The sequence below is a fragment of the Pseudomonas sp. LBUM1679 genome, assembly GCF_059695565.1.
Genome location: NZ_CP166774.1, coordinates 5,449,291 through 5,464,890, shown reverse-complemented (window position 1 = coordinate 5,464,890; position 15,600 = coordinate 5,449,291). Strand labels below are relative to the sequence as shown.

Annotated in this window: 15 protein-coding genes; 9 read left to right on the top strand and 6 right to left on the bottom strand. The window is 57.2% G+C overall.

The genetic code is table 11. The annotated features are described in order from the left end of the window. The first annotated feature begins 67 nt into the window (after nucleotides 1-67). The 6 genes from fliN to flhB are packed head-to-tail and all read left to right on the top strand — an operon-like array spanning nucleotide 68 to nucleotide 3,929. A complete protein-coding gene (fliN, locus tag ACA062_RS24775) occupies nucleotides 68-523 on the top strand; it encodes a flagellar motor switch protein FliN (protein ID WP_497457493.1) in 456 nt (151 codons plus the stop codon). Then, on the top strand, nucleotides 524-976 hold the full coding sequence (gene fliO / locus ACA062_RS24770) for a flagellar biosynthetic protein FliO (RefSeq protein WP_497453427.1): 453 nt from the start codon (nucleotides 524-526) through the stop codon (nucleotides 974-976). It abuts the gene before it with no gap. Next, complete coding sequence (gene fliP / locus ACA062_RS24765) at nucleotides 976-1,734, top strand: flagellar type III secretion system pore protein FliP (protein ID WP_497453426.1); 759 nt, start codon at nucleotides 976-978, stop codon at nucleotides 1,732-1,734. Before fliO ends, fliP begins: the two co-directional genes overlap by 1 nt. Continuing rightward, nucleotides 1,731-2,000 carry a flagellar biosynthesis protein FliQ gene (fliQ, locus tag ACA062_RS24760; protein WP_007948918.1) on the top strand — a complete coding sequence of 90 codons (270 nt, stop codon included), beginning with the start codon at nucleotides 1,731-1,733 and terminating at the stop codon, nucleotides 1,998-2,000. The genes fliP and fliQ overlap by 4 nt, the downstream gene beginning before the upstream one ends. Nucleotides 2,001-2,003: 3 nt before the next feature. Next, nucleotides 2,004-2,786 (top strand): flagellar biosynthetic protein FliR, encoded by a 783-nt coding sequence (fliR, locus tag ACA062_RS24755; protein ID WP_497453425.1) that lies wholly within the window; start codon nucleotides 2,004-2,006, stop codon nucleotides 2,784-2,786. Between the two features lie 3 nt (nucleotides 2,787-2,789). Continuing rightward, a complete protein-coding gene (flhB, locus tag ACA062_RS24750) occupies nucleotides 2,790-3,929 on the top strand; it encodes a flagellar biosynthesis protein FlhB (protein WP_497453424.1) in 1,140 nt (379 codons plus the stop codon). A gap of 300 nt (nucleotides 3,930-4,229) precedes the next feature. On the opposite strand, the gene ACA062_RS24745 is transcribed toward flhB, so the two are convergent. After that, nucleotides 4,230-4,592, bottom strand: a complete 363-nt coding sequence (locus tag ACA062_RS24745; RefSeq protein ID WP_497453423.1) for a DUF6124 family protein — start codon at nucleotides 4,590-4,592, stop codon at nucleotides 4,230-4,232. Nucleotides 4,593-5,284: 692 nt separating this feature from the next. On the opposite strand from ACA062_RS24745, the gene ACA062_RS24740 reads away from it, so the two are divergent. Continuing rightward, the gene (locus tag ACA062_RS24740; RefSeq protein ID WP_497453422.1) at nucleotides 5,285-6,316 is read left to right on the top strand and encodes an RHS repeat-associated core domain-containing protein; all 1,032 of its coding nucleotides are present in this window, start codon (nucleotides 5,285-5,287) and stop codon (nucleotides 6,314-6,316) included. A 188-nt stretch (nucleotides 6,317-6,504) separates the two neighbouring features. On the opposite strand, the gene ACA062_RS24735 is transcribed toward ACA062_RS24740, so the two are convergent. The 5 genes from ACA062_RS24735 to ACA062_RS24715 all read right to left on the bottom strand — a co-directional run bounded on the left by ACA062_RS24735 (nucleotide 6,505) and on the right by ACA062_RS24715 (nucleotide 11,333). Beyond that, complete coding sequence (locus tag ACA062_RS24735; RefSeq protein WP_497453421.1) at nucleotides 6,505-6,768, bottom strand: hypothetical protein; 264 nt, start codon at nucleotides 6,766-6,768, stop codon at nucleotides 6,505-6,507. Nucleotides 6,769-6,801: 33 nt separating this feature from the next. After that, nucleotides 6,802-7,920, bottom strand: coding sequence for an RHS repeat-associated core domain-containing protein (locus tag ACA062_RS24730; protein ID WP_497453420.1), 1,119 nt, complete (start codon nucleotides 7,918-7,920; stop codon nucleotides 6,802-6,804). A 603-nt stretch (nucleotides 7,921-8,523) separates the two neighbouring features. Further along, complete coding sequence (locus tag ACA062_RS24725) at nucleotides 8,524-8,886, bottom strand: DUF6124 family protein (protein ID WP_497453419.1); 363 nt, start codon at nucleotides 8,884-8,886, stop codon at nucleotides 8,524-8,526. 729 nt (nucleotides 8,887-9,615) lie between these two features. Continuing rightward, nucleotides 9,616-10,641 carry an RHS repeat-associated core domain-containing protein gene (locus ACA062_RS24720; protein WP_497453418.1) on the bottom strand — a complete coding sequence of 342 codons (1,026 nt, stop codon included), beginning with the start codon at nucleotides 10,639-10,641 and terminating at the stop codon, nucleotides 9,616-9,618. A 329-nt stretch (nucleotides 10,642-10,970) separates the two neighbouring features. Continuing rightward, nucleotides 10,971-11,333 carry a DUF6124 family protein gene (locus ACA062_RS24715; RefSeq protein WP_497453417.1) on the bottom strand — a complete coding sequence of 121 codons (363 nt, stop codon included), beginning with the start codon at nucleotides 11,331-11,333 and terminating at the stop codon, nucleotides 10,971-10,973. Between the two features lie 715 nt (nucleotides 11,334-12,048). Between ACA062_RS24715 and flhA the strand changes: the two genes are divergently transcribed. Together flhA and flhF are read left to right on the top strand one after the other, a co-directional pair. Then, nucleotides 12,049-14,178, top strand: a complete 2,130-nt coding sequence (gene flhA / locus ACA062_RS24710; RefSeq protein WP_497453416.1) for a flagellar biosynthesis protein FlhA — start codon at nucleotides 12,049-12,051, stop codon at nucleotides 14,176-14,178. A gap of 11 nt (nucleotides 14,179-14,189) precedes the next feature. Continuing rightward, a complete protein-coding gene (flhF, locus tag ACA062_RS24705; protein WP_497453415.1) occupies nucleotides 14,190-15,521 on the top strand; it encodes a flagellar biosynthesis GTPase FlhF in 1,332 nt (443 codons plus the stop codon). Nucleotides 15,522-15,600 lie beyond the last annotated feature (79 nt).

Sequence of the window (15,600 nt, the reverse complement as noted above, 5' to 3'; positions counted from 1 at the left end):
GGCGCGCAGCACATTCGCTTTTAACTGACGGCATCCCTTTGAAAGGGTTGCACGCCGAGGACACATGATGGCTAACGATATGCATACCCAGGACGACCAGGCACTGGCTGATGAATGGGCTGCGGCCCTCGAAGAAGCCGGTGACGGGCAGGACGACATCGACGCCTTGCTCGCTGCCGATGCGGTCAATTCGTCGTCCAACCGTCTGCGGATGGAAGAGTTCGGCGGCGTGCCGAAAAACAACAACCCGGTCACCCTGGACGGGCCGAACCTGGACGTGATCCTCGATATCCCGGTGTCGATCTCCATGGAAGTCGGCAGCACCGATATCAGCATCCGCAACCTGCTGCAACTCAACCAGGGTTCGGTGATCGAACTCGATCGCCTGGCCGGTGAGCCGCTGGACGTCCTGGTCAACGGTACGCTCATCGCCCACGGCGAAGTGGTGGTGGTCAACGAGAAGTTCGGCATCCGCCTGACGGACGTGATCAGCCCAAGCGAACGCATCAAGAAGCTGCGCTGAGTGAAAAAGTTTCCAGGGGTTTTTCTAGGGGCAGCGCTGGCCTTGCCGTTCAACGTGCTGGCGGCCGAGCCAGTGGCGGCCGCCACGGCGGCGGCACCGGCGGTCAGCAGCGGTGTGGCCGGGCAATTGACGCAACTGGTGTTCGGCCTGCTGCTGGTGCTGGGGTTGATTTTCTTCCTTGCCTGGCTGCTGCGCCGGGTGCAGCAGGCCGGGCCGGCCGGCAAGGGGCAGGTGATCGAGCTGATCGGTTCCCGCGCGCTCGGCCCGCGTGACCGGCTGATGCTGGTGCAGGTCGGCAACGAGCAGATTCTGCTCGGCCTCAGTCCCGGCAGCATCACCGCCCTGCACGTGCTCAAGGAGCCGGTGCAGGTGCCGAGCACCGAGAAGACCACCCCCGAATTTGCCCTGCGCCTGATGGAGCTGATGGGCAAGGATCAGAAGGATAAGCAGTAATGGCTGCGTTACGCATCGTCTTGACGCTGGCCCTGATGCTGGCCGCGCCGCTGGCGTTCGCCGCCGACCCGTTGTCGATCCCGGCGATCACCCTGGGCACCAATGCCGAGGGCGCCCAGGAATACTCGGTCAGCCTGCAGATCCTGCTGATCATGACCGCGCTGAGTTTCATCCCGGCGTTCGTCATGCTGATGACCAGTTTCACCCGGATCATCATCGTCTTCTCGATCCTGCGCCAGGCCCTGGGCCTGCAGCAGACGCCGTCGAACCAGATCCTCACGGGCATGGCACTGTTCCTGACCCTGTTCATCATGGCGCCGGTGTTCGACCGGGTGAATCAAGATGCCTTGCAACCCTACCTGGCGGAAAAACTCTCGGCGCAGGATGCCGTGGCCAAGGCCCAGGTGCCGATCAAGGACTTCATGCTGGCGCAGACCCGCAGCAGCGATCTGGAGCTGTTCATGCGCCTGTCCAAGCGCACCGACATCGCTTCGCCGGATCAGGCGCCGCTGACCATTCTGGTACCGGCCTTTGTCACCTCTGAGCTGAAAACCGCGTTCCAGATCGGCTTCATGATCTTCATTCCCTTCCTGATCATCGACCTGGTCGTGGCCAGTGTGCTGATGGCCATGGGCATGATGATGCTGTCGCCGCTGATCATTTCCCTGCCGTTCAAGATCATGCTGTTCGTGCTGGTGGATGGCTGGGCGTTGATCATCGGCACCTTGGCCAGCAGCTTCGGCGGTGTGTCGCCATGACCCCGGAAGTGGCGGTCGACATCTTTCGCGAAGCGCTGTGGCTGACCACCATGATGGTGGCCGTGCTGGTGATCCCGAGTCTGCTGGTGGGCCTGCTGGTGGCGATGTTCCAGGCCGCCACCCAGATCAACGAACAGACCCTGAGCTTCCTGCCGCGCCTGCTGGTGATGCTGGTGACGCTGATCGTGGCCGGCCCGTGGCTGGTGCAGACCTTCATGGAATACATCCTGCAGTTGTACGGCAGTATTCCCCAGGTCATCGGCTAGACCATGTCGCTGTTGCAGCTGACCGATACCCAGATCAGCACCTGGGTGGCGACGTTCATGTTGCCGCTGTTTCGCGTGGGGGCGTTGCTGATGGTGATGCCGATCGTGGGCACGACCCTGGTTCCCCTGCGCGTGCGCGTGTACTTCGCACTGGCCATCACGGTGGTGATCGTCCCCGGCCTGCCGCCGATGCCGCCGGTCAACGCGCTGGACTTGAGCGGGCTGCTGCTGATTGCCGAACAGATCCTCATCGGCGCGGTGCTGGGGTTCGCCTTGCAGTTGTTTTTCCAGGCCTTCGTCATTGCCGGGCAGATCGTCTCCATTCAAATGGGCATGGGCTTCGCCTCGATGGTCGACCCCACCAACGGCGTCTCGGTGGCGGTGATCGGGCAGTTCTTCACCATGCTGGTCACGCTGCTGTTCCTGTCCATGAACGGCCACCTGGTGGTGTTCGAAATCCTCACTGAAAGCTTCACCACGTTGCCGGTCGGCAGCGGGCTGGTGGTCAATCATTTCTGGGACCTGGCCGGCAAGCTGGGCTGGGTCCTGGGGGCGGCGCTGTTGCTGGTGCTGCCGGCGATCACCGCGTTGCTGGTGGTCAACATCGCGTTTGGCGTAATGACCCGGGCCGCCCCGCAGCTGAACATCTTCTCCATCGGCTTCCCGCTGACCCTGGTGCTCGGGCTGTTCATCGTCTGGGTCGGGCTGGCAGACATCATCAATCAGTATCAACCGCTGGCCTCCGAGGCCTTGCAGTGGTTACGCGAACTGGCACGGGCGCGCTGAGTCATGGCAGAGAGCGAAAGCGGTCAGGACAAAACAGAAGACCCCACGGAGAAAAAGAAAAAGGACGCCCGGGAGAAGGGCGAGATTGCCCGCTCCAAGGAACTCAACACCCTGGCAATCATGCTCGCCGGTGCCGGTGCGCTGCTGATCTTCGGCGGCGCACTGGCTCAGGACCTGATGGCGCTGATGCGGATGAACTTCTCGTTGTCGCGGGAAGTGATCCTCGACCAGCGCGCCATGGGCACCTACCTGCTGCACTCGGGGCAGATTGCCCTGTTGGCGATCCAGCCGGTGATGATCACCTTGTTGCTGGCCGCGGTGATCGGCCCGATATCCCTGGGCGGCTGGTTGTTCTCTGCCGGCACCATGGCGCCCAAGTTCAGCCGGATGAACCCCGGCGCCGGCCTCAAGCGCATGTTCTCGTCCAAGGCCGTGGTGGAACTGCTCAAGGCCCTGGCCAAGTTTTTCATCATCCTGTTCGTGGCGCTGGCAGTGTTGTCCTCGGACATCGACGACCTGCTGCGCATCGCCCATGAACCGCTGGACATGGCGATCATCCACAGCCTGCAAGTGGTCGGCTGGAGCACATTATGGATGGCCTGCGGCCTGATCATCATCGCCGCGGTGGACGTGCCGGTGCAGCTGTGGGAAACCGCCAAGAAACTGAAGATGACCAAGCAGGAAATACGCGACGAACACAAGGACCAGGAAGGGCGGCCGGAGGTCAAACAGCGCATTCGCCAGTTGCAGCGCGAAATGTCCCAGCGCCGGATGATGGCGGCAATCCCCGACGCCGATGTCGTCATCACCAACCCGACCCACTACGCCGTGGCGCTCAAATACGACCCGGACAAGGGCGGGGCGCCGACGCTGGTGGCCAAGGGCAGTGATTTCCTGGCGTTGAAGATGCGCGAGATTGCGGTGGCCAACGAGGTGATGTTGCTCGAATCCCCGGCGCTGGCGCGCTCGATCTACTACTCCACCGAACTGGAGCAGGAAATCCCGGGCGGACTCTATCTGGCCGTTGCTCAGGTATTGGCCTACGTCTACCAGATCCGCCAGCACCGCGCGGGCAAGGGCAAACGGCCGGATCCGCTCAAGGATGATCTCCCGATTCCCCCGGACCTGCGCCGCGATTCCTGAGAGATGCACTAGCAGCACCGGCCTCATCGCGGGCAAGCCCGCTCCCACAAGTTTTGTGTGTGTTGACGCAGCCCTGTGGGAGCGGGCTTGCCCGCGATGAGGCCATCCCAGCCAACAGAGACTCGACTGACACACAAATCCTGACCAGTCCCTAACCATTCAGCCAGCACACAAAACCTGTGGGAGCGAGCCTGCTCGCGAAGAGGCCATCCCAGCCAATAGAGATGTCGACTGATACACCGCCTTCGCCGGCAAGCCGGTCTCGCTCCCACATGAATTGTGCCTTGCTTGAAGCCTTTACTAATCCTGCGGATCGAGGTTATCCAGCGCGCGATTCACCGCCAGTTCGCCGAGCATGATCATCTGCGAAATGGCCAGCAACGTATGGCGCTGAGAACCTTTCAGCCCTGCAGCAAAGTCATCGGCCACGACCCTGGCCGACGCCAGCGACTCGCAGGCATGGGCCAGCAGGCTTTCGGTATCGATGCCGGGCGCAATCACGAACATGGTGCTGGGCTTGCGCTCCGTGGCGTTTATGCGGGCGGACAGGTTGATGTACTCATCGAGGGCGCGGTCGGCGGCTTCGTGGAGTTTTTGCCGATCGATAGAGGTGTCTGAGGAAGCGTCTTCGGTTTCCGGCGGGTTGGGCGTTGCTTTGGACATAGATGGAACTCCATATGTAATGGGAAGAGCCATCACCTTCGCTACCAAACGAGAGGTGGCGGCCATACGCAGGTTGGTAGACCGGCCCACATGGAAAAACCGGCGCGCCCGAGGGCGCCCTGCGCACAGCCACCATAAAAACAAGTGCCGATAAAGCACCTGAACAAGGTGACGCTGTGCGCCATGTGTGAGCGGCGGGCTACCAAACCCGATCACTGTTTTTCAGCGACCGCGAAACGATAAAGCCCGGCCCTCAGGCGCACAAGCCGGCGGATTCTGGCGCAGTCGTAGGCTACGGCGCAAGAATGTGTAGGCTCTGTAAGTGTCTGGAGATGTCGATTAAACGTAGATGTTTAAAGTCAAAAGATCGTCCGAACGCGGCCCGAACCTTCGGCAGCTCCTACAAGGTTTATGCAATATCATCGCGAACTGGGGCAAACCGGCACATGACTGGAAGAGTGCGATGAATCAATTTGCGATCCTGTACGGCGATCGATTTATCAGGCCAACCTGGTGAAATGAAGGCCTGCCTGACGGTAGGCCGTTACCGGCCCGCACTCAAAAAATCTGACATTCTCCTGCCCGCCGACTCCAGAGAGGGCAAAACCCTATCACTTCTGATAGTAGGCAGCGATTGAAAAAGGAATGAAACTAAAGGCTCGGCTGTTTGGACTTCGCACGGAACTCAGTCAATGCCTACCCCTACTCGCGAAACACTCCTGAGTCGTTACCATTACGACCCGCTCGATCGTCTGGTCAATTGCACGACCTTCAAGCAATCGGCAATCCATCGCTATTACTGCAAAACCCGCCTGGTCACTGAAATACAAGGCTCGGTGCAACGCAGTATCGTGCAACACGAAGAGCAGCTGTTGGCGCAGCAGCAGCGTGAGGGCGGCAAAGCGGTCGCCACGCTGCTGGCGACTGATCTACAACGTTCGGTACTGAACGCGCTCGACGCAAACCAGCCGCATCCACTTGCATACACCCCCTACGGTCATCGACCGATACAGAATGGTTTACTCAGTTTGCTAGGGTTTAACGGTGAACGGCCCGACCCGGTGACTGGGCATTATCATTTGGGGGAGGGGTATCGACAGTTCAATCCGGTTTTGATGCGGTTCAACAGCCCAGACAGTCGGAGTCCATTTGGAAAGGGGGGAGTGAACTCGTACGCATATTGTAGTGGAGACCCAATTAATCGTGTCGATCCAAATGGGCGAGCATGGAAGAAGTTTTTAAAATTGATGAATTTTAACATTGCCAAAAATACAACGCGCTCAGGAGCATCGCAACACACCTTGGACGCCATTGATAACATCACCAAGCTCGCAGGAGGAAAAGAGAAATTAGCTAAAACAGCAAAAGCAATAGGTATGAAAAAGGACGAGTATTTAATTCATCGCCTGAGGCAAGAAACCTTACCCAACCCTTACAACCAACCAGACTTGAAAAAAATACCATCTATCGGGCCTTCACAGTTGGAAAATGAAATTACCTTGACGCAAACCAACATCGCAGATCTTGATAGAATGATTGCAATACGGCGCGACTTGGCTGATGCATATTCCCCCGGCCTCGATGACGGATTTTTTAAACAATTAGAAAAAGCGCACTCGAAGAATTATGAATATTTAGAGAGGCTTATAGAAAAACGTTTGCCAGCTTATGAGCCTCCACCTTCCTATGAAGTCGCAAGCGCAATGAAAAACATTCGTGGTTAACTTCAAAACTCAACAATTAATTAATCGGCATTGTTCAAGGAGGCTGTCGCGTGATCTGCCTGACTATGCCGCTCGTTTCTCGGCCCATTGCTGTTGGTCCTGGTTCAACAGCACGGTGCCGGGTACATCGTCCTCGTATTGCTGTTGCACCAGCAATTGGTCGCGATGCTGAACGATCTAATAGTGCATCACCCCTGTATCTCGGTGGCCAGCCTGCTTTTGCAGTAAAAGCGCTGGCGCTCGGGAATATCAGGCAAGGCGTGACTGGTCAGTCGATCAAGGGGGTCGTAGTGGTACTGGCAGAGTACGGTTTCGCGCGGTGATGTCATGGGTGGTTGCTCCAAAGGTCCGAAGTGCGAGAGTTCAGTATTGGCGGCTTTTGAATCGTTGGGTACTAGCAGGGCTGCTAGGTTATCCGTGTGTTTGTCTTTTGTCGTTGCGTCGAAAATCAAAACTGACTCCTTTTCTGACCCTTTTCTCCTGTTTCACCACGCCCACTCATCAAAATTCTCTCGCATCAGTTTGCGCTTACTGGCCTTAAGTTCCTGGCGAATGGACCGTATGTCAGAAAAACTTCTTTTCGTCTCATTAGCTATTTCAATAACTCGTGGGTAATATTCCATTTCATAACTACGAAGTGCCGCTCCCCCGTTTGCGAGTTTTTTTAGATTCCTATATCCAAAAAAGTTGTTCTTGACGTGTTCTTGTATGAAAATAACGGCTCCACGGTGTAGTCTCGAAGCAGTAACTCTATTGCTAATAGGTCCTCGCAGGCCAGATGGGAATGGTACGTCATTTTTTAGTATGTTATTTGAAATTACACTCTCTTCTGCGAGCCTTTGTAGGCTGGAAGGTTGAGATGGAGGAAATCCGTTTTCGTACATTTTTTTGAATTCGTCCATTTTGAGGTTACGTAAATCACCAAGTTTCTTGTTTATTCTTAGAATCTTGTCTCTTGCTTGCATAGCTTGTCTTGTCGAGACGCCAGGAAGTATTTTTATCCCGCGGCCGTTTGTCCCATAAAAGTGTATTCTCCGATTTTTGAGTATGAAATTAAACACGGCAGTGGTAAATCGTCCACTTTGATCACTATTATTTATAGGGTTTCCTAAGCAATAAGCGTACGTATTTAATCCTCCCTTTCCAAATGGACTCCAACTATCCGGACTGTTAAACCGCATCAAAACCGGATTAAACGCCCGATACCCATTCCCCAACAAATAACACCCAGTCACCGAGTCCGGGCGTTCGCCGTTAAAGCCGAGCAGGCTGAGTAATCCGTTTTCTACGGATCGGAAGCCATAGGGCGAATAGGCGATGGGTTGCCGTGAATGATTGGCTTCGAGCACCTGCAACACCGACCGCTGCTGATCGGTCACCAGCAGCGTGGTATCAGGCGCATCACCCTCACTCCGCTGTTGCGCCAACAGCTGGTCGCCATGCTGAACGATCGAATAACGCATCGCCCCCTGTATCTCGGTGGCCAGCCTGCTTTTGCAGTAAAAGCGCTGGCGCTCGGGGATGTCTGGCAGCGCCTGACTGATCAGGAGATCAAGGGGGTCGTAGCGGTAGTGGCAGAGCACGGTTTCGCGCGGCGATGGCATGGGGGCTCCGAGTGTCCGAGGTGCGGGAACTCAGTATTGGTAATTTCGCAACAGTTGGGTACTAGCAGAACTGATAGGTCGGCCATGTATCTGTGGTGCCGGAGATAGACAGGGCAGCGCTCAATTGTGGCGAGGGAGCTTGCTCCCGCTGGGCTGCGCAGCAGTCGCCAAGCAAACAACTGGGTATGTCTGACTCACTGCATTTGCTGGGGGTGGGGCTGCTGCGCAGCCCAGCGGGAGCAAGCTCCCTCGCCACAGGGTTTGTGTGCGTTTAGACGGCTTGGGGTGGGGGCTTGAGGTCCGTGACGAGTCGCTTCTAACGGGCGCGGTAGCCAGGGATGATTTGCCGATCCGCTGGATTCGCGGCGTGATCTCGAAGTCTGTGCTGGCAATACCGGCCTCTACGCGGGCAAGTCGGAACGCTACCAGCTCGCTCCTGCAAAATGGGTGTCATACCTGATTTTGTGAACGATACAAAACCTGTGGGAGCGAGCTTGCTCGCGAAGAGGCCACCCCACTCGATAAAGATGTCGACTGACACGCCGCCTTCGCCGGCAAGCCGGTCTCGCTCCCACATGAATTGTGCCTTGCTTGAACCCTTTACTAACCCTGCGGATCGAGGTTATCCAGCGCGCGATTCACCGCCAATTCGCCAAGCATGATCATCTGCGAAATCGCCATCATCGTATGGCGCTGAGAACCTTTCAGCCCTGCAGCAAAGTCATCGGCCACGACCCTGGCCGACGCCAGCGACTCGCAGGCATGGGCCAACAGGCTTTCGGTATCGATGCCGGGCGCAATGACGAACATGGTGCTGGGCTTGCGCTCCGTGGCGTTTATGCGGGCGGACAGGTTGATGTACTCATCGAGGGCGCGGTCGGCGGCTTCGTGGAGTTTTTGCGGATCGATTGAGGTGTCTGGGGAAGCGTCTTCGGTTTCCGGCGGGTTGGGCGTTACTTTGAACATGGATGGAACTCCAAATCAGAAAAGAGGAGCCATCACTCTCGCTACCAAACGAATGGGTGGTGGCCATACGCGGGTTGGTAGACCGGTGACTTGGAGAACCGGCGCGCCCGAAGGCGCCCTGCGCATGGCCACCATGAAGACACAGACCGCAAGGCCTGCTTCAGGTGTGCTACGCACGAAGTCTACCGGGCTACCAAACCCGATCGCTGTTTTTCAGCGACCGCGAAACGATAAAGCCCGGCCCTCAGGCGCACAAGCCGGCGGATTCTGGCAAAGTCGTAGGCTACGGCGCAAGCATGTGTAGGCTCTGTAAGTGTCTGGAGATGTCGATTAAACATGGATGTTTAAGATCAAAAGATCGCAGCCTTCGGCAGCTCCTACAGGGTGTACGCAATTCCTGTGTAGGAGCTGCCGAAGGCTGCGATCTTTTGATCTAAATGCGGCTGTCGTAGTAACCGGGTCTGCCAAGTGAGCCCGCAGGAACTGGACGTGCACCGTGCGCTAACTACAGTTCTATGACAGGTTTTTGGACGCATTGGCGGCACCAATGTTGCTCTGTGGCAGTCCCCTGATACAGCGGCGCATGCAGTAATCGCTACCACTTGTCCCACATGGGTGTCAGGCACGACTTGGTGGCTCGAGACTGGCTAATGGGTGTCTCCTTTTTTGATATTTGTGCTCGTCCCCTTTGTTGTCTTTTTTTTTCATTAAATTCGTTTGCGTTGATTATTAGTTGGTGCGTATATTTTTCATTGCGTTTGAATAGGAGGGTGGTTGCTCATAATCTGGCAGTGCGAATTTATTTTTTAGTTTTGTAATGAAATATTTTTGTTGTGAGATGGCATTGCTGTACGCTTCAAAATCATCATCGGAGTATTTGTAGCCTCGTATATCTTGTATGTCTTTTACTATGCTGCGTTTATATTTGATGGTTGAGATTGTTTTGGATGCTTTTGCGATCTCTTCCGAAAGCTGTGAAAGTTTGATATGTCGTATTTTATCGAATTCTGGGTGGTCGTCAGGTGTTAATAAGGATTCTGTATTAAGTCGTTTTATTAAATGTTCTTTTGGCTCTTGGTTAACTCTATGTGCACTATCAGTAATGCTGGTTTTTAATCGTTTTTGGATTGTTTTTATGGCGTTTTTGGTGTGCCGCGAGATTTCTGCGCGTGACGTATTGCTTGCAATAAGAGCATTCAGTTGTTTTACAAGAACTTGCCATGATCGCCCATTTGAATCAAATCTATTAATTGGATCTCCTCCGCAATACGCATATGCATTTATTCCACCCTTCCCAAACGGACTCAAACTGTCCGGACTGTTGAATCGCATCAAAACCGGATTAAACGCCCGATACCCATTCCCCAGCAAATAACACCCAGTCACCGGATCCGGACGTTCGCCGTTAAAGCCGAGCAGGCTGAGTAACCCGCTTTCAACTGGGCGGTGGCCATAGGGCGAATAGGCTATGGGTTGTCGTGGATGATTGGCTTTGACCGCCTGCAACACCGAACGCTGCTGATCGGTGGCCAGCAGCGTGGTATCGGGTGCATTACCCTCACTTCGTTGTTGCGCCAACAGTTGATCGCCATGCTGGACGATGGAATAGCGCATCGCCCCCTGTATCTCGGTGACCAGCCTGCTTTTGCAGTAAAAACGCTGGCGCTCGGGGATATCAGGCAGGGCGTGACTGGTCAGTCGATCAAGGGGGTCGTAGTGGTATTGGCAGAGTACGGTTTCGCGCGGCGATGTCATGGGAGGTTCCTTCGAATGTCCGAAGTGCGGGAACTCAGTATTGGCGGTTTGGTAAGGGTTGGGTACTAGCAGAACTGTTAGGTGCGCCGACTTTTAACCTTGGTTTGATACCGGCTAATGGGTATCCCCTTTTTTCCAAGGATGACCCGATTTCGCCGGATTTTCGCCGCGATTCCTGACCAGTCCCAAGCCAGTCAGCCAACACACAAAACCCGTGGGAGCGAGCCTGCTCGCGAAGAGGCCACCCCCAATCGATAAAGATGTCGACTGACACGCCGCTTTCGCGAGCAGGCTCGCACACATGAATTGTGCCTTGCTTGAACCCTTTACTAACCCTGCGGATCGAGGTTATCCAGCGCGCGATTCACCGCCAATTCGCCAACCATGATCATCTGCGAAATCGCCATCATCGTATGGCGCTGAGAACCTTTCAGCCCTGCAGCAAAGTCATCGGCCACGACCCTGGCCGACGCCAGCGACTCGCAGGCATGGGCCAACAGGCTTTCGGTATCGATGCCGGGCGCAATCACGAACATGGTGCTGGGCTTGCGCTCCGTGGCGTTTATGCGGGCGGACAGGTTGATGTACTCATCGAGGGCACGGTCGGCGGCTTCGTGGAGTTTTTGCGGATCGATTGAGGTGTCTGGGGAAGCGTTTTCGGTTTCCGGCGGGTTGGGCGTTACTTTGAACATAGATGGAACTCCAAATCAGAAAAGAGGAGCCATCACTCTCGCTACCAAACGAATGGGTGGTGGCCATACGCGGGTTGGTAGACCGGTGACTTGGAGAACCGGCGCGCCCGAAGGCGCCCTGCGCATGGCCACCATGAAGACACAGACCGCAAGGCCTGCTTCAGGTGTGCTACGCACGAAGTCTACCGGGCTACCAAACCCGATCGCTGTTTTTCAGCGACCGCGAAACGATAAAGCCCGGCCCTCAGGCGCACAAGCCGGCGGATTCTGGCGCAGTCGTAGGCTACGGCGCAAGAATGTGTAGGCTCTGTAAGTGTCTGGAGATGTCGATTAAACATAGATGTTTAAAATCAAAAGATCGCAGCCTGCGGCAGCTCCTACATAGATCGCATGCACCCTGTAGGAGCTGCCGCAGGCTGCGATCTTTTGATCTTGAAGCGGATATCTGCAATTCATGAATTTTGTGCTGGCAGTGCCGGCCTCATCGCGGGCAAGCCCGGCTCCCACAGGATTGGGGATGACCGCAAATTCCCCGTTCGACACAGATCCCTGTGGGAGCCGGGCTTGCCCGCGATGAGGCCGGGTCAGGCGATACCATAACCCTCGATAAACCCCTCTATTCCAAACCCCGCAAAAGTTGGAAGGCTTCTTGCAGTACCCCCTCTGCGCCTGCGTCTGGCGTCAAAAGTTTGCTTTAAAGGAACGGGGAAAACCGGTGGATCGCTCTCAGTTACTCAACACTGCTCGCACGAACGTTGCCGACTTGAGTCGGGGCAATCTGGGTGTGCCGTTGTTGTTGCTGGTCATGCTGGCGATGATGATGTTGCCGATGCCGCCGTTCCTGCTGGACGTGTTTTTCACGTTCAACATCGCCTTGTCCATCGTCGTCCTGTTGGTCTGCGTCTACGCCTTGCGCCCGCTGGACTTCGCGGTGTTCCCGACCATCCTGCTGGTGGCGACGCTGCTGCGGCTGGCGTTGAACGTGGCCTCGACGCGGGTGGTGATGCTCCACGGCCAGGATGGCCACGCCGCCGCCGGCAAGGTGATCCAGGCCTTTGGTGAGGTGGTGATCGGCGGCAACTACGTGGTCGGTATCGTGGTCTTCGCGATCTTGATGATCATCAACTTCGTCGTGGTGACCAAGGGTGCCGGGCGGATTTCCGAGGTGAGCGCGCGTTTCACCCTCGATGCCATGCCCGGTAAACAGATGGCGATCGACGCCGACTTGAACGCCGGTTTGATCGACCAGAACCAGGCCAAGGCCCGACGCTCCGAAGTGGCCCAGGAAGCCGAGTTCTACGGTTCCATGGACGGTGCCAGCAAGTTCGTGCGCGGTGACGCCATTGCCGGCCTGTTGATTCTGTTCATCAACCTGATCGGGGGCATGGCGGTCGGGATTTTCCAGCATGGCATGAGCTTCGGCGATGCCGGCAAGGTGTACGCGCTGTTGACCATCGGTGACGGTTTGGTGGCGCAATTGCCATCACTGTTGTTATCGACAGCCGCCGCGATCATGGTGACCCGTGCGTCCGGTTCCGAAGACATGGGCAAGCAGATCAATCGCCAGATGTTCGCCTCGCCGAAAGCCTTGGCGGTCGCGGCCGGTTTGATGGCGGTGATGGGCCTGGTGCCGGGCATGCCGCACTTCTCCTTTCTCAGCATGGCGGCCCTGGCCGGCGGCGGCGCGTACCTGTTCTGGAAGAAGCAGAACAGCGTCAAGGTCCAGGCCCTGCAAGAGGTGCAGCGTCAGCAGGAGCTGCTGCCGTCGCCGGCCCGCGCCCAGGAAACCAAGGAGCTGGGCTGGGACGACGTGACCCCGATCGACATGATCGGCCTGGAGGTCGGCTACCGCCTGATTCCGTTGGTGGATCGCAACCAGGGTGGTCAGTTGCTGGCGCGGATCAAGGGCGTGCGCAAGAAGCTGTCCCAGGACCTCGGCTTCCTCATGCCGACGGTGCATATCCGGGACAACCTCGACCTGGCGCCGAGCGCCTATCGCCTGACCCTGATGGGGGTGATCCTGGCCGAAGCGGAGATTTACCCGGACCGGGAGCTGGCGATCAACCCGGGGCAGGTCTACGGTACGTTGAACGGCATAAACGCCAAAGATCCGGCTTTCGGTCTGGAAGCGGTCTGGATCGAAGTCAGCCAGCGAGCCCAGGCGCAATCCCTCGGTTACACCGTGGTCGATGCCAGTACCGTCGTGGCAACCCACTTGAACCAGATTCTGTACAAGCACTCCAGTGAGCTGATCGGCCACGAAGAAGTGCAGCAACTCATGCAATTACTGGCCAAAAGCTCGCCAAAACTGGCCGAAGAGCTGGTGCCGGGCGTGGTTTCGCTGTCGCAGCTGCTCAAGGTGCTGCAGGCGTTGCTGGCCGAACAGGTGCCGGTGCGGGACATTCGCAGCATTGCCGAGGCCATCGCGAACAACGCGGCCAAGAGTCAAGATACCGCCGCGCTGGTGGCTGCCGTGCGCGTTGGCGTCTCCCGCGCAATCGTCCAAAGCATTGTAGGCACTGACTCCGAGCTGCCAGTGATCACGCTGGAGCCAAGGTTGGAACAGATATTGCTCAATAGTCTGCAGAAGGCGGGACAAGGCTCGGAAGAGGGTGTTCTGCTGGAGCCAAGCATGGCTGAAAAGCTGCAGCGTTCGTTGATCGAGGCGGCGCAGCGGCAGGAAATGCAAGGTCAACCGGTGATTTTGCTGGTAGCCGGCCCGGTTCGCGCGATGCTGTCGCGATTTGGCCGACTCGCAGTCCCGGGTTTGCATGTGTTGGCGTACCAGGAAATTCCTGACAACAAGCAAGTGACCATCGTTGCGACAGTAGGGCCCAACGGCTGAGGTAAGGGTTCATGCAAGTTAAGCGTTTTTTCGCCGCCGATATGCGTCAGGCCATGAAGCTGGTTCGTGATGAGCTGGGGGCTGATGCCGCCATCATTGGCAACCGCCGGATCGCCGGTGGTGTCGAGCTGACGGCTGCCCTGGATTACAAGCTGTCGGCGCTGGCGCCGCGTGTACCGAACATGGAGCTCGAAGACGAACTGCGCAAGACCCAGTCGCGGATCGTCACCGCCCAGGCCGAACTGAGCCTGCGCAGCGAAGGCGAGAGCGACAAGGGCACCAATCGCCAGTTGTTCGCCGGCCTGCCATTGACCGCCGCCGAGCCACTGGTCGAGCCGACTTTCGCCGAGCCTGCGCGTCCTGAGCCCGCGCCTGCCGCGGCGGCAGCCGGGGGCGTCGACCCACGTGCATTCGACTCGATGCGTTTCGAGCTCAACAGCCTGCGCGAACTGATGGAAGTGCAACTCGGCTCCCTGGCCTGGAACCAGCTGCAAGGCAGCCGTCCGGCCCAGGCCAGCCTCTGGCGGCGTATGCAACGCATCGGCCTGTCCGGCCCGTTGTCCCGGGATTTGCTGGACATGATTCCCGACATCGAAGAGCCCCGTCAGGCCTGGCGCATGTTGCTGGCGCACCTGGCGCGGATGATCAACATACCGGAGATCGAACCCTTGGAAGAGGGCGGGGTGATTGCCATGGTCGGTCCTGCAGGCATGGGCAAGACCACCACCCTGGCCAAACTCGCGGCCCGTTACGTGCTCAAGTACGGCGCGCAGCATATCGCGCTGGTGAGTATGGACAGCTACCGGATCGGTGCCCAGGAACAGCTCAAGACCCTCGGCCGCATCCTCAATGTGCCGGTGACGCACGTCGACCCGGGGCAATCGCTGGTGCAGGCGCTCGATCCCTTGCTGCGCAAGCGTGTGGTGCTGATCGATACCGCCGGCCTGCAGGCCAGCGATCCGGCATTGCGCATGCAGCTCGAAAGCCTGGCCGTGCGCGGCATCAAGTCAAAAAATTATCTGGTCCTGGCAACCACCAGCCAGAAACAGGTGCTGACGGCCGCTTATCACAGTTACAAGCGCTGCGGCCTCGCGGGCTGCATCCTGACTAAACTGGATGAAACCGCCAGTCTGGGCGAGGTGTTGAGCCTGGCCATCAGCCATGATTTGCCGGTGGCTTACCTGACCGATGGCCCGCGGATTCCCGATGATTTGCATCTGCCGCGGCGTCATCAGCTGGTCAGCCGTGCAGTAAGCGTGCAAATGCAGGAAGAACCCAGCGAAGAAGCCATGGCTGATATGTTCGCTGATATTTATCACAGCCCGACCAAGCGGGTCGGCTGAGGTAGTAATGAATAGTTTTTGTACCTACATCGATGGTCTGCCATGCATTGTTCCGTTGGTGAACGCGCAGCCAGTAATG

Coding starts and splice junctions, on each gene's coding strand:
- fliN (WP_497457493.1), top strand. CDS start 68: ATGGCTAACGATATGCATACCCAGGACGACCAGGCACTGGCTGATGAA.
- fliP (WP_497453426.1), top strand. CDS start 976: ATGGCTGCGTTACGCATCGTCTTGACGCTGGCCCTGATGCTGGCCGCG.
- fliQ (WP_007948918.1), top strand. CDS start 1,731: ATGACCCCGGAAGTGGCGGTCGACATCTTTCGCGAAGCGCTGTGGCTG.
- fliR (WP_497453425.1), top strand. CDS start 2,004: ATGTCGCTGTTGCAGCTGACCGATACCCAGATCAGCACCTGGGTGGCG.
- flhB (WP_497453424.1), top strand. CDS start 2,790: ATGGCAGAGAGCGAAAGCGGTCAGGACAAAACAGAAGACCCCACGGAG.
- ACA062_RS24745 (WP_497453423.1), bottom strand. CDS start 4,592: ATGTCCAAAGCAACGCCCAACCCGCCGGAAACCGAAGACGCTTCCTCA.
- ACA062_RS24740 (WP_497453422.1), top strand. CDS start 5,285: ATGCCTACCCCTACTCGCGAAACACTCCTGAGTCGTTACCATTACGAC.
- ACA062_RS24730 (WP_497453420.1), bottom strand. CDS start 7,920: ATGCCATCGCCGCGCGAAACCGTGCTCTGCCACTACCGCTACGACCCC.
- ACA062_RS24725 (WP_497453419.1), bottom strand. CDS start 8,886: ATGTTCAAAGTAACGCCCAACCCGCCGGAAACCGAAGACGCTTCCCCA.
- ACA062_RS24720 (WP_497453418.1), bottom strand. CDS start 10,641: ATGACATCGCCGCGCGAAACCGTACTCTGCCAATACCACTACGACCCC.
- ACA062_RS24715 (WP_497453417.1), bottom strand. CDS start 11,333: ATGTTCAAAGTAACGCCCAACCCGCCGGAAACCGAAAACGCTTCCCCA.
- flhF (WP_497453415.1), top strand. CDS start 14,190: ATGCAAGTTAAGCGTTTTTTCGCCGCCGATATGCGTCAGGCCATGAAG.